The following is a 14,705-nucleotide window of genomic DNA, read 5'->3' on the forward strand; positions in this document are numbered from 1 at the left end:
AAGGAGAGCAGCGTCGGCAATGGGTGCATTTTATTTCAAGGAGGAGCAAACGATGTCATTAGCTCAAGAACTAACGAAAAACAAACAGGAATTTACAGCGCATACCCCTATGGAAATTCAAATGGCCATGTTCCGTCAAATCCGGGAGCAGCAGGAAGCAGGAATGGTGTACGGCCGACAGGAGGGGCAGAAGGCAAAGGATTTTACACTCAAGAATGCTCTGGGAGAAACGGTCAACCTTTATGATGAGCTGTCCAAAGGGCCTGTTGTCCTGACCTTCTACCGTGGAGGCTGGTGCCCGTTCTGCAACAGTCAGTTGAAGGCCTATCAGCGGCTTCTGCCTGATATTCAAGCTCTCGGGGGTCAGCTGATTGCGGTCAGCCCGCAAAGCCCGGACAACACGCTTTCCCATCAAGAAAAAGCGGAGTTGACGTTCCAGGTACTTAGCGACAGCCATGGTCTCGTGGCCGCTATCTATAACATTCTTTACGATGTCCCTGACTACATACAAGATATTATGAAACCAATGGGAATGGACCTGGCAGAATACAATGCCACTGATCGCTGGATTCTACCGATTCCATCTACCTTTATGATTGACGAATCCGGCATCATCCGTTCCGCTTATGTGAATCCGGACTTTATGCAGCGTTTGGATCCGGAGAGCATCCTGCATGAATTGAGAAAGCTATAAATATTGCATCGAGAAATAAACAAGCGGACATAGAGAACGCTATTCGTGAATAAAAAGGATCTCAGTCCACTATAAGTGCGTGTTCAAAAAGTTCGGTTTTCAGCATCGAGAAGATTGGATGAAGGTAGAAACTGAGGAGCGGAGCGTAGTTGAAGCTACGTGAGCACCGGAAGTTTCGTCTGAATTCAATATTCGATGTCGAATATGCTCCTTGGCATACTTCGTGATGGAAAGTGGACTTTTTGAACAACCTCTATAAGTGGGAAATGAGATCCTTTTGTATGTGAATAGAGATATTCTTTGGATGCAAAGACAACGCGCCCTCCTTGTCAGCCTCTGCAAAATCTGCTATGAATGTAAGAAGAAACGTTCGGACGGAGGGAATAAGCGGATGCATAAGCTGATTATTGTCGATGATAATTTACGCGATCGCAAAGGAATTGCCGGTTTGTTGCCGTGGAAGTCATTAGGATGCGAGGTAGCGGGCATTTTCTCGAATGGAATGGAGGCGCTTTCAGCGACGAAGGCTTTGCGGCCCGACATTGTATTGACCGATGTGCAAATGCCGCTCATGGACGGGATCGAATTGGGACAAAGAGTGAAGAAGGAATTCCCGGCTGTGCAATTGATCTTTATGAGCAATTATGACGATTTCACGTTTACCCGCGGCGCTTTGCAGCTCGAGGCGGCGGATTATGTGTTAAAGCCGATTCGCAAGGATGAGCTGAATGAGGTTGTGGCCAAGGTAATCGGCAAGCTCGTCCGCGAGCAAACCTTGCGCCGGGAGAGAGAGTCCTTGCTGATGCAATACCGGGAATCCCGGGCCCTGGAGCAAGCAGGCGAGGAGAGCACCTATCATGAAGACATCGTCGACCGGATCAAAGAAATTGTGGAATCGCGCTATGCCGAGACGATTACGGTACAGGAAATTGCCGAAGCCGTGTATCTAAGCGTCAGTCATGTGAACAAGCTGTTCAAAGAAAAGACCGGGAGCAACATATTCGAATATTTGACGGAATACCGAATGGAGAAAGCGAAGGAAATGCTGCGCAAGCCGGATAGTCTGATCTATCGGGTTGCCGAAGAGTCGGGCTATGTGAACAAATCGCATTTTTGTCTGGTGTTCAAGAAGCATACCGGCTTCTCGCCATCCCAGTACAAAAGGCTATTCCACTAATCCTGGCAGGCGCAAGGGGGGCAAGGGTCATGAAACGACTGTTCGCTCGAATAAGCGGGCTCTATAGCGGGCTATATTATCGACAGAAGCTGTTCGCGGCGATACTCGTGCTCATGCTCCCGCCATTGCTATTGCTCTCCATGATTTCTTTGGGCATCTACATGTTTGAGAAGAAACAGGCGCTGTTAGCGTCGTACAACGAACAATTTGGCAATGAAGCGTCGCTCTTGGATCAGAAGTTCTACTCCAGCATTGAAAAATCGATTTACGTGACGAACAATCTGCAAATTTTGTTGCTGCTGAAGCAGAATTACAGCTCCGATCTGCTCGCCTATATGGATAATCTCGATAATGTGCGCCCGCTGCTTGATGCGCTTCGCTCGGATGACACGCACAATCAGATTCATCTGTACAGCTTCAATCAGACGATTTACAGCACGGACGGCATCAGGAAAATCGACGATTTGGATCCGGCTGTACGCCGGCTAGTGCTGAATGCAAGCAACGACTATCCCGTGCGGATGTTAAAGTCCTCGCAAGAGACCGGTCATCTGGAGGTTCGCATTTACGGGACAATTATGGACATCAACAAACCGCTTGCCATTACCGAGGTCGTCTTCCCGGTGGAGGAAACGTTCAGTTCCTTAAGGGAGATGCTGCCCTCGGACAGCCGAATAGTCTATCGCATGAAGGACGGGACGAGCTATACGATCGGAAGCAAAGGGGATTTCGGCGATGCCTATCTCGTGGAGCTGCCGTTAAAGTCCGCGCAGGACGAGCTGCTGCTCTATGTCGGCAAAACCTCAGTTTGGCTTCATCTTGCGCCGATTGTACTCCTTCCCTTCATCATGCTGGCCGGATTATTGCTGACCATCTTCGTCTCCATTCGACTTGTGTCCACCTTGCTGACCAAACGGCTTGTACGCTTGACGGGCATGATTCGCGGGGAAGTGGACAGCCTCGGTTCGGACGATCAGCTTAAGCAGGTGCTGGGTCATGATGAGCTTGGCCAGCTTGATCGCAGCTTTCATCGATTGGTTGTCCATATTCGACGTCATTACGAAGAATCTGCACAGAAGGAAGTGGAACGCCGGCTGCTGGAGGCCGAGTTGCTGCAAAATCATATTAATCCGCATGTGCTGTACAACACGCTTTCGGGAATCAAGTGGGTTTACCAGGACGAGAGGCTTCACCAGCTTATCGACGATATGGTGGAATTCTATCGCTTGTTCCTGAGTCGCGGCGAAGTGGAAGTGACGCTTGCGCAGGAGCTTGCGATGCTAGAGAAATATATGAAGATGCATCAATTCTCCTATGCGCTGGATTTCAACTATGCGATCACGACGGAGCCGGAATTGAACGAGGCGTACCTGTTGCGCAACCTGTTGCAGCCGATTGTAGAAAACGCTCTCCTACATGGCATTCATCAGCTTGATTCAGGAGGAAGAGTGACGATCGCGGCGAGGAGAGAGGCTGCGCAAGTCATGATCGAAATTTGCGACAATGGGGGAGGAATCGATCCGTCAGGGAAGCCTGTGCCCTCAACTTCCGTCTCTGAGCTGACGTTGAAATCCAAGCCGTCCGGCAGCGGATACGCGCTGTCGAATATCGAGCGCCGCATCAAGCTGTATTACGGCGAGCCGTTCGGCCTCTATTTGGAAAGCTCCCCGCCTACGGGAACCAAGGCGACAATGATTTTGCCTTTTCGTCGACAAATCGACTAGCTGTTGTGTGCAATATAGCTTCATGCTCCGTTTCAAAAAACAAAATTCCGTTAGGCAATCCTTCAATTCGACTCTTGTCAGGGTCAACGCAACCTATGAAAATAGGGTAAGCGTCCAAGCTGCCGCTTGTGCGGCGGACAGAAAAGACGCAAGGAAGGGATGAAGAGGATGTCTAAAGAGGGGATTGCGAAACCAACCGCCGACCAATTGGCATGGCAAGACCTGGAGCTCGGCATGTTTTGTCATTTCGGCATGAACACCTTTACCGGCAAGGAATGGGGCGACGGCGGCGAATCGCCGCAAGCGTTCGCGCCGTCGCAGTTTGATGCGCGGCAATGGGTCCGCGTCGCGAAGCGTGCGGGATTCCGTTATTTGATTTTGACCGCCAAGCATCATGACGGATTCTGTCTGTGGCCGACCAAAACAACGGATCACTCCGTGGCTTCCAGCTCTTGGCGCAACGGCAAGGGAGATGTCGTTGGGGAGGTTGCGGAGGCCTGCCGGGAAGAGGGAATTCTGTTCGGGCTATATTTGTCCCCATGGGATCGGCATGAGCCGAAATACGCGGATAAAGCGGCTTATGACGATTTGTATGCCGAGCAATTAACCGAGCTGCTGACGTCTTACGGTCCGCTGGTCGAGGTTTGGTTCGACGGAGCCGGCTCCGAGGGACGGGAGTATGATTGGAGGCGCATCATCGGGCTGGTCGAGAAATATCAGCCTCATGCGATGCGCTTCAATATGGGCGTTCCGACGATTCGCTGGGTGGGCAATGAGGATGGAATTGCCCCGTATCCATGCTGGAATCGCGCGGAATCGGCAAGAGCAAGCATGTTCACGCCGGATATGCTGACCTGGCTGCCCGAGACGCCGCTCTGGGTTCCCGCGGAGTGCGATGTTCCGATTCGGCCGAAAAGCTGGTTCTGGCGCGAGGGAGAGGAATCGATCATCTTCTCGCGGGAGGAGCTCTTGCATATTTATTACAGCTCGGTCGGCCATGGCTGTAATTTGCTGATGAATTTGGCCCCGGATAACAGGGGGCTCATTCCTGATGCGGACGCGGATGCGGCGATTGGTTTCCTCGACGAGGTTCGCCGGCGATTCGCCAAGCCGCTCGCGACGGTTTCGGGAGAGGGGCAACTGCATGAGATTCAATTCGCCAAGGAGACAGCCGTCGATCATATCGTGCTCATGGAGCGGATTGAGCATGGGGAGCTTGTGCGGTCGTACACGCTGGAGGCTGTGCTTGAGGATGGATCCCTGAGCATGCTTGTGGAGGGCAGCGCGATCGGGCATAAGAAAATCGACCGCTTCCCGGCTGTGAAGGCCGCAGCGCTGCGGCTTCGTATTACGGATTGCGTCGGGAATCCCGACCTTCGCGAGATGTCGGCTTATTTTGCGGGAATCGATAACAATTAATTGCATAGCTTATTGCGGAAGAGGCTGTTTCCGGGACTGTGATCAGGTCCCCGTTACAGCCTCATTTTTGTATAAAAAACAAAATACCGTTAGGCCATCCTCAATATCGTCTCTTGTTTATGCAAGCGCATACAACGAAAATGGAAGGAGAGATTGAACGACATGATAAGCAAGGAAGCGGGGAAATATCTATGAAAACGATTGCAGAAAAGAAAAGGCCGCTCGGACAATCGGCTGCCGGAGCTGGCCGGCATTGGCGCTGGCGACAAATCAAGCAGGATAAATATACGTATCTATTGCTCAGTCCGGCGATTGTCATCGTGCTGATCTTCTCGTACTTCACCTTGCCGGGATTGATCGTGGCCTTCAAGGATTATGACGTGTTCAAGGGCTTCTTCGGCAGTCCGTGGGCGGGGCTCAAGTATATCCGCGAGGTGTTCGAGCTGCCGATGATGACAAGCGCGATCGGCAATACGCTGCTGATTAGCGTATTGATGATTCTAATCAGCTTCCCGGCGCCCATCCTGCTGGCGCTGCTGCTGAATGAATTGCGGCAGCAATTGTTCAAGCGGTTTGTGCAGACGCTGCTTTATTTGCCGCATTTTCTGAGCTGGATATCCGTAGTCGGCATCGCATACGCCTTCTATGCCGTGTACGGTCCGCTAAACGACATTCTCCTCTGGACGGGTCTGCAGGCGAAGCGGGAGCTGTTTCTGTCTAATCCGCATTTCTTTATCCCGAATATTCTGCTTTTATCCTTGTGGAAGGAAACGGGATGGAGTACGATCATTTTTCTCGCGGCAATTTCCTCCGTCGATCCGCAGCTTTACGAAGCCGCCCATCTGGATGGAGCGGGCAAGCTGAAGCAGGCTATTCATGTGACGCTGCCCACGATACTGCCGGTCATTATGATTATGCTTATCTTTCAACTTGGTCATCTGTTCCAAAGCAATTTTGAATTGATCTACGGTCTGCAAAATCCATATGTGAATACCGAGGTCATTTCAACTGTCATTTACAAGCAGGGGATTCAACAAGGCGCATATGCGTTAACCACCGCGCTCGGATTTATCGAAGGACTTGTCGCATTGCTGCTGACCATCGGAACGAATGCCGTCTCGAAGCGATTGACGGACAGCGGGATATGGTAAGGCCTGGAGGGAGACGAACATGAAGAATCAACACGCAGGATATCGTATTTTCACCATTTGCAATTATCTATTTATCGGTTTGCTCGCCTTGGCGGCGTTGTATCCCTACTTGAATACGCTCGCCGTTGCGCTGAATGACGGCAACGACAGCATGCTTGGCGGCATTACCGTCTATCCGCGAATGCCGACGCTTGGCAATTTCGCGACGCTGCTGAAGGATTCCACGATCATTCAGGCGATGATTGTATCTGTCTCGCAAACGGTATTGGGCACGTTGTTCGCGCTGATTGTCCAATTCTCCGCCGGGTATGCGCTGACCAAGCGCAGACTTGTGGGGCGCAACGCCATTTTGCTTTTTTTCATCGTCCCGATGTTTTTGAACGGGGGGTTGATTCCCACCTATTTGTTATATTCGAAGCTTCATTTGCTGAACAACTTTTTAGTGTACATTTTGCCGAGCGCCTTTTCCTTCTTCAATGTCATTATTATTCGAACCTACCTGTATACGATACCGGCAAGTCTGGAGGAATCGGCCAAGATTGACGGAGCCAGCGAGCTTTCTATTCTTTGGCGAATTATTCTGCCTTTGTCGCGTCCGATTCTGGCCACGATTGCGTTGTGGACTGCCGTTACACACTGGAATGATTGGACGTCCACCTTGTATTTCGTTACTTCGGGCGACCTGCAGACGTTGCAGTTCAAGCTGATGCAGATGATCAAGGAGAGCCAGATGATCGCACAGCTGATTCAGGAAGCGCAGCAGCGGGGGGAAACGAATCTGAACCATATCGTACATGTTACGCCGGAAGCGATTCGCGCGGCTCAGGTTGTTATTACGACGATTCCGATTATCCTCGTGTATCCGTTTCTGCAGAAGCATTTTATTAAAGGCGTGATGATCGGCTCGGTGAAAGAATAAGAGCGGGTACAGATTCCCAAGTTGGAATTTTGCCATAAATGATTTCTCTACATTCAAAAGGGAGGTTCAACAAGCGTATGGGAAAAGCGAAAGGAATTTGGAATGTTCTCCTCGTTGTATCGCTGGTTCTGGTCCTGTTCACGGGCTGTACCAAGAACAACAATGCGGAGAACGTGAACGCGGATGATCCGCAGGGAACGCAGCAGACGACCAAGCAGCCGGAAACAGATTCAACGACTCCGGACGGCTTCAGCCCGATTCCGGAAGATGTGCAGGACAGCTCGGAATTGCCCGACTGGACCGGCAAAACATTAAGCTTGAAGGTGTGGTTCGACCATGGGACGGGAGGAACTTACGCCGGAGCCCGCAAGTACAAGGATGATGTTGTAACCAAGGAAATTGAACGGGTAACCGGCGTCCATATCGATCTCGAGCATTCGTATGACAACGGCGGCAACACTACCGGCGCAGTCAAGCTGGGAATGATTGCGGCTACGAATGATTGGCCGGATCTGATTATTAACGGCAATGAAATGAAAACGCTTGTAGAAAATGACAAAATTTATGATCTGACGGATCTTATTCCGCAGTACATGCCGAATGTGATGAACAAAATTCCGCAGTCGCTCGACTCTGTGTGGAGCAAGCCGTACATCAGTATGGACGGAAAAGCTTATGCGGTTCCCGCAGGCATATACAATAATGCTCTGCCCGTACTTTATCCGGATATTGATGCGAGCAAATACCCGCAGCCAAGCCCTTATGGAAACATTTGGGTGCGCGACGACGTTCTGAAGATGCTCTATCCCGACGCCAAATCCCAGCAAGAGATTCAGGATTTGTACGTCACGAATGGCAAGTTCACGGAGGACGACATTCTCGATGTTCCAATCCAATCCGAGGAGGATTTCATTCAGTTCCTCTACAATGTTCAAGAGCTTCATCTCAAGGAAGGCAATCAGGAAATAGCGCCGATCTATACCTTCTCGGGGCAGGACAACTGGAGTCTCATGACCGGGCTGTTCACCATGCTGAACGGCAGCTACTCGAGCGGCGGCAACAATAACTATTTCACCTATTGGGACAAACAAACGAAGCAGGTGGAATGGATGTTCAAGCAGCCTGAGTTCAAGGATTTGGTCAAGGAGATGAATGTGCTGCTTCGCGACGGCGTAGCCTCCAAGGAAGCGATGGTCGATCCGTACAACGTATTCCAGCAAAAGCTGAACAACGGGCTCTACGCCGTTTCTTACATTCAACCGGACAATACGGCTCTGGAGAAAGCGGGAAAAGCTTACCGCTACCGCAAGGTTTATCTGGACATACCGTTCAACAAAGACCGCTTCATATTGCCGACAGCATTCCCGGATACCGGAACCCGAATTCAAATTGTCAAAGGTTCTGTCAGCGAAGAGGATCTGCCTCAGGTGCTTCGTTGGATTGACTTCCTGGAATCCGACGCCGGCGAGAAGCTGTGGTACTGGGGACCGAAGAGCGCGGGACTGTTCACCGAGCAAGACGGTATGCGGGTCTATAAGGACAAAGCGTTGGAAGACCAGATGGTCTATTTGAAGCCGGGAACGGCGGCGCAGCAATATGGCCTGGAAATCGGGGACAAGTCTAACGATGACCGGTCGAAAAGCGATTTCATTACGTTTATGGGCCAAGGTCGGTTCGATCCGATTAATTGGTATCCCGACAAGCAATTAAGCGCCAAGGATGCCGACACCTATTTCGATATGAGTCGAACTGGCATTTATCCAACCGACGATACGACAGCGCCCAAAATTTATTCGTATGTGACTCAGGTGCCGGAGGCCGACGAGGCCTGGAAGAAGCGGGCGGATTTCGAGAATGCGCTGACCAAAACGCTGGTTGCCAAGGATGATGCTGAATTCGAAAAGCTGTGGAACGACTTCCTGTCCACCGCAGAGAAGGACGGTTATACCGACGGCTTGAAGGATAAAATCGACGCGGCTTTCCGCGAAACGAACGCACAGTATATGGACAATATCTAAACTCTGAGAAGAACCGGTGCGCTCCTCGCGCCGGTTCCCTCTAACTCTATTACGAAGGGAAGGGAAATTAATGAAAAAACCAGCTCTGCCCATGAAGCTGTCGAGGTTGGGCATGATTCTGCTTGCGAGTCTGATGGCGATGTTGGCTGGAGTGAACGGCCTCCCGGCTGCATACGCTTCGTTTACGCCGCAAAACTGGACCGTGACGACTTACGATGCTCAGGGGATTGAAACAGAGGGCGGCGTCACGCAGAACGGCAGCACAACTACGCTGACTACGAACGGTTGGAATGTGTGGGGAGCAGCCGACGGCTTCACGCTGGTGTCGCAGCCGGTAGAATCGCTGTATGGGGAATGCAGCACCGTGACAATTTCGGCAACGCTCAACTCGGTAGACGATATAGAGAATGTGAATGCGGCCGCCGGTTTAATGTTTCGCGGCAGCCAAGCGGCGGATTCGAAAAACGTGATGCTGCGGATGCAAAACGGCTCTTTATTGCTGACGTACCGAACGGAAGATGGCGGGAGCACGGCCTATAAGCGCGGCGCTAGCTTGAGCTTCCCCGTCGAAATGAAGCTGGTGCGTCAAGGCAATGCCTTTACCGGTTATTACAAGAAGGATGGCGCTTGGGTATTGTCCAATTACGTCAACATCGACATGGGGACGACGATAGAGGCGGGAATCGCCGGATATTCCGCAGTCGCAAATCCAATTACTGCCGAATTTCAGGACATTGTTATCGACGGAGAGAGCAACTACACACCGCCCGATGGCGACTACACGGATACGGAGCCGGTAGCTGCGGATACCTTGCTGCGCGAGAGGTTCGAGGACGGTTCGGTGAGCAATGAGCCCGAGGCTGTGAACAATCCGGTATGGCGAGGCGTTACAAGCGCATGCATCAATCAGGATGCGGACGGCAATCGCTCCTGGCAGCGCAACGGGGCGAACGGATTGGCCTTCGCCGGCGACAAGACGTGGACGGACTACGAAGTGAGCATGGATGTGCAATTCGATCCATCGGGAAGCGGCGGGAATCTCGCCGAATTGCTGGTTCGCGCGCGGGATACGAAGCTGTACGGCAACTTCTATTACGCTGTCGGCTGTATGAACGGGACAGAGCTGGTGCTTGAGAAGTCGTTCGCCGGTTCCGCCAGTACGTTGAAAAAAGTAAGTATAGACAATGTGCTGGACGGCGAGTGGCATACCATCAAGGCCAAGGTTCTGGACAATACAATTGAGGTGTATCTGGACGGTCAATTGATGATTCAGGCGACGGACAGCACTCTGCCGAATCTCGTAGGTTCTGTGGGCATCCGCACCGAGGACAGCAAGGTGAAGCTGGACAATCTCATTGTGACGAAGCTGGACGATCCGCTCGGCGGCGATTATGACAATGAAGCTGGCGGCGATTTCGATCAGCCCGCTCCGATGGAATGAGGATGAAAGGGGAGAGGAAGATGACGGGTTTCGGTAAATGGGGTCAGCCGGTGTGGCGATTCATGATATTGCTGCTTATTGTCGCCAGCGCCAATGGTTACGAATTCGGAACAGCGCCTGCCGCCTATGCGGACACTTCCGCAAGAGATGCATACAGCGTCATTAACGGGGGTTCGGCGGATCAACTCAGCGGCGGGAAGATCAAGGCGAGCGGCACGTCTCTGACGAGTATTAATGCAGGAGATTGGGCGAAATACGAAGCGGTCGATTTCGGCGCTTCCGGCGCGCTCGATGCCGTGTTCAGCGTAGCGGTGCCGAATGTTGCTGAAGGCAATTTCATCGAAATTCGCACAGACAGCCCGGCTGGAGCCTTAATCGGCAAATTGCGGTTAATGGGCACGGCCGACAATTATAGTCATGCGGAGCAGGAGGCAGCGGCGCTTTCGTCCACGGTCAACGGCGTTCACGATGTATATTTGGTGTTTGTTGCCGACCCGGCCAGCGGCTCTCTGCAATTCTGCAATTTGCAGTGGTTTCAATTTCATACTTCCTATACGGTTACGGATACGACTGCTCCGGTGACGGAGGCTTCGCTGGACGGACTGTACAACGGAGCTTATTATACGTCGGAAGTCACGGTCACTTTATCGGCGCATGACGATTATCGCGGCGTCGCCTCAACTGTATACAGCATTGACGGGGGAACAAGCTGGCAAGCTTACAGCGATCCTGTCGTGTTCGATGAACAAGGCAGCTACACGCTGGAATACCGCTCGACCGATAATGCCGGCAATGTAGAAACGGCGCATAGCTTGACGCTCGAGCTGCAAAATCTCGGTACAAGATCGGCGTTCGCCACCATTGAAGCCGAGACGGCGGATTACTTGTCGGGCAGTAAAATCCGTGTGCTTAATGAAGCGGTAGGCTCGATCTACGTCGGGGACTATGCGGAATACAAAGGCGTCGACTTCGAAGATGAGGGCGCGAAGGATGTTGTCTTTCGCATAGCCGTTCCGTATGAAGCGGAAGGAAATCGAATTGATGTGCATTTGGACAGTCCGGACGGTGAACTGATCGGATCGCTGCGCCTTCAACCGACAGCAGCGGACTACAGCACGTATGCCGAAGAAGCGGTGACGGTGGAATCGGTCGCCGGGGTGCATGATGTGTATCTGGTATTCGAAGGAACGCAGTACGGACATATCGGCAATCTCGACTGGCTGATATTCAACAGGACATACAGCCGTACAGATACAACGCCGCCAGTGACGCAGGCCGCTGTAGACGGCAGCTTCAACGGAAGCTACTATACCTCCGCGGTGACGGTAACGCTCTCGGTATACGATGATTATCGAGGCGTGCAGGGAACGGAATACAGTCTGGACGACGGAGCAACCTGGCATTCGTACAGTGAGCCTCTGTCCTTCCGCCAAGAAGGAAGCTACGCGCTGCAATACCGTTCGACGGATCAAGCGGGCAACGTAGAGGCAACGCATCAGCTTGCGTTCGAGCTGGGAGACTTGCCGCTGCCGACCTTCTTCTGGACCTCTTCGGAGATGCAGCCTGGCGAGATTGCGATGTTGATTGGCGAGCATTTGGACACGGTGACGGCGATTAAGCTATACCGCTTGCCGGACAGCTTGGCCAATCCACAGGCGCCTGCCTATATCCTGCATCCGCAGCCCGATGAGCTGACGGATGCCGACGACAATCCGCGCGTGACCGCAGCGCAGTGGGATGAAGAAGAGGCTGTCTCAATCACGCCGCTGCAGCAGTCGGATCAATCGCTGAAATTCCTGATTCCGTCAGGAGAGGAAGGGGGCGTCTATGCGATAAAGCCGGTGATGCCGGGCAGGGAAACGGACGTCGTGTATTTGAATGCGCCGGATATCGTTTGGGCTCAGGGCGATCAAGGTACGTTCGGAAGCCCGGGCGGCTGGGTCCGTCTTACGGGGCATAATCTGGATGACGGAGCCGCAAAGCCGCAGATTGCTTTGGAATCGGCAAGCACCGGGCAGGTGCTTGCGCTTGACGAAGCTGCGATTCGGATGATCGACGCTTACTCTGTCGAGGCCGATCTGCCTGGCAATTTGCCCCCAGGCGACTACAAGGTGTATGTGCATAACGGCAAGGGCGGGGCGACTGCGTGGAGCAAGGGCGCAACGCTTGCCATAGGGCAGAAGCCGGATTGGCCGCAGACGGAATTTAACGTGAAGGATTACGGCGCCAAGGGAGACGGCATCGCCGACGATACAGCGGCTGTACGCAAAGCGCTGCGGGCAGCGGGAGCAGCGGGAGGCGGCGTCGTTATGTTCCCAAGCGGACGCTATCACCTCACCAACACGATCGAGATTCCGACTCATACGACGGTTCGCGGAGCGTCGCAGGCATTAACCCAAGTGTTCTGGTCGCCGTATCGCTGGGATGCGGGCGAGTTGCCCGAGTCGCTTGTGAAGGGAACGCATGATTTTGCGATTGAGGACATTAGTCTGAAAGCGACGAGAGTCGGCAATTTCATTGTAGGCGATACGGATACGGGGGATGCCGGCAATGTGTTTATCCGCCGGGTTCGCATCATCGCCGACCCATTCGCCGGTCATCTCATCGAAAATACGGAGCAAGCTATCGATCACGAGATATGGACCCGGCTGAATGGCCGAATGGATGTGCTGAAGCTCGGCGGCAGGAATATCCAGGTGGTGGACAGTGTGCTGTACGGTCCCAATCGCTCTCTCGTATTGGTTAATCCCGAAGGGGCATTGGTGCGCGGGAACACCATTTATAACGGAGAATACGGCTGGTATTCGATTAGCGGTCCCGATGGTCTGCTGTTCGAGGATAACATCATTACAAGTGCGGATTTGACGGCAACGGGCGGCGGCATCAGCAAGCCGATTGATCATTTTACGCAAAATGTGTATTTCGGTCGGAATTCCTTCAAAAATACGGTCGGCAATGACCGTGAGGCGATGACCAACGACGGCGGCAGCGGCGCTTATATCGGTCCGGTCGGAGCTGTCGAAGGGACTACGCTGACACTACCCGACGGCGGCGCGGCTGCTACATGGACCGCGCATTCCTGGGGCGGAGGCGGAGGGGTATTCATTCTCTCCGGTACGGGCGCCGGTCAAATGCGCGCCATCGTCGACCATACCAAGGATGTGATTGAATTGGACAGTCCGTTCAAGGTTGCGCCCGACGAGACTTCGACTCTCTCTATTACATCGCTGCAGCGGGACGGCTTCTATATTGACAACAGCTTCGACAATAACGGAGCGTTCCAGTTCTATGGCGAGGCCGTCAATATGACGGTTGCCGGCAACAACTTCAAGCAAGCCAAGGGCTTCGAGGCTTGGGGACGGCTTGTATACGGCGGCAACCAGCCGGATTGGTACATTGATGTGACGGGCAATACCATTGAGGACGGAAATTATATGCATATGTACGGGGTAAACGATCAGTGGTCCGGCAACTCCGCGATTCGCATTACGAGTCAGGGCAATTATACGCTGCAGATCGGGGCGATGGTCAGGAATAATAGTTTGAAGGAAAACAGCATCATCAAGATCACCGGCGGCTCGCCGGCCGGCAGTCTGCGCGACGCGGTCGTAAGCGGGAATACGTTCACGGATTCGCAGAACGGTATTACAGTGAGCGGCGGCGTAACCGGCGTGATCCTCTATGACAACTCGTTTACCCGGGTGGAGAATGAGTTGAACATCTCTGCGGCGCTGATTGACAGCGGCAAGGTTATGCTGCTGGAGAATGATGGCGCCGGAACGGAGCCGCCCGAGACGGAACCACTGCAAACTGTTGCGGCTATGGGGCAAGCGGTGGACGAATGGGCTGCGGTCGACGATATCCATGAAGCGATCGCGGCTAATCTAAGCGTTCGATTGAGCATGATTCAGGCTTGTCTTGATCAGGACGATCAGACTGCAGCCTTAGCGTACATGGCTGATCTGTTAACCTACATTCAAGCTCCGTCCGTTCAACTGGCCGGATTGATTTCGGAGGCGGCGACAGATGCGCTTGCGCAGGCTGCAAGTGCTTTGATCCTGCTGTGGGGCGGAGAATGAGAGTGAGAGATAGATTGAGAGTCAGGTTGAGAGACAGCTTGAGAGACAGGAAGCAGGGACAGGGTGCGACTAATCATTGAGCA

9 protein-coding genes are annotated in these 14,705 nt (G+C 52.8%); all 9 read left to right on the forward strand.

The window, feature by feature from the left end; translation table 11 throughout:
• The first annotated feature begins 52 nt into the window (after nt 1–52).
• The 9 genes from HFP08_RS09595 to HFP08_RS09635 all read left to right on the forward strand — a co-directional run bounded on the left by HFP08_RS09595 (nt 53) and on the right by HFP08_RS09635 (nt 14,622).
• Nucleotides 53–694, forward strand: a complete 642-nt coding sequence (locus HFP08_RS09595; RefSeq protein WP_168120371.1) for a peroxiredoxin-like family protein — start codon at nt 53–55, stop codon at nt 692–694.
• Nucleotides 695–1,085: 391 nt separating this feature from the next.
• The gene (locus tag HFP08_RS09600) at nt 1,086–1,871 is read left to right on the forward strand and encodes a response regulator transcription factor (RefSeq protein WP_168120372.1); all 786 of its coding nucleotides are present in this window, start codon (nt 1,086–1,088) and stop codon (nt 1,869–1,871) included.
• A 29-nt stretch (nt 1,872–1,900) separates the two neighbouring features.
• Entirely contained in the window at nt 1,901–3,595 is a 1,695-nt protein-coding gene (locus tag HFP08_RS09605; RefSeq protein WP_168120373.1) for a sensor histidine kinase, read from the forward strand.
• 168 nt (nt 3,596–3,763) lie between these two features.
• Nucleotides 3,764–5,014 carry an alpha-L-fucosidase gene (locus tag HFP08_RS09610; protein WP_168120374.1) on the forward strand — a complete coding sequence of 417 codons (1,251 nt, stop codon included), beginning with the start codon at nt 3,764–3,766 and terminating at the stop codon, nt 5,012–5,014.
• Nucleotides 5,015–5,205: 191 nt separating this feature from the next.
• Nucleotides 5,206–6,165 (forward strand): ABC transporter permease, encoded by a 960-nt coding sequence (locus HFP08_RS09615; RefSeq protein WP_168120375.1) that lies wholly within the window; start codon nt 5,206–5,208, stop codon nt 6,163–6,165.
• Nucleotides 6,166–6,184: 19 nt separating this feature from the next.
• Nucleotides 6,185–7,084 (forward strand): carbohydrate ABC transporter permease, encoded by a 900-nt coding sequence (locus tag HFP08_RS09620; protein ID WP_168120376.1) that lies wholly within the window; start codon nt 6,185–6,187, stop codon nt 7,082–7,084.
• A gap of 77 nt (nt 7,085–7,161) precedes the next feature.
• Nucleotides 7,162–9,102 carry a type 2 periplasmic-binding domain-containing protein gene (locus HFP08_RS09625; RefSeq protein ID WP_168120377.1) on the forward strand — a complete coding sequence of 647 codons (1,941 nt, stop codon included), beginning with the start codon at nt 7,162–7,164 and terminating at the stop codon, nt 9,100–9,102.
• A 70-nt stretch (nt 9,103–9,172) separates the two neighbouring features.
• On the forward strand, nt 9,173–10,543 hold the full coding sequence (locus HFP08_RS09630) for a 3-keto-alpha-glucoside-1,2-lyase-like domain-containing protein (protein ID WP_168120378.1): 1,371 nt from the start codon (nt 9,173–9,175) through the stop codon (nt 10,541–10,543).
• A 20-nt stretch (nt 10,544–10,563) separates the two neighbouring features.
• The gene (locus tag HFP08_RS09635) at nt 10,564–14,622 is read left to right on the forward strand and encodes a carbohydrate-binding protein (protein WP_168120379.1); all 4,059 of its coding nucleotides are present in this window, start codon (nt 10,564–10,566) and stop codon (nt 14,620–14,622) included.
• Nucleotides 14,623–14,705: the final 83 nt, after the last annotated feature.

Origin of the sequence: Paenibacillus sp. HB172176, from assembly GCF_011947265.1 — a bacterium.
In the GTDB taxonomy this organism is placed as follows: Bacteria; Bacillota; Bacilli; order Paenibacillales; family Paenibacillaceae; genus Pristimantibacillus.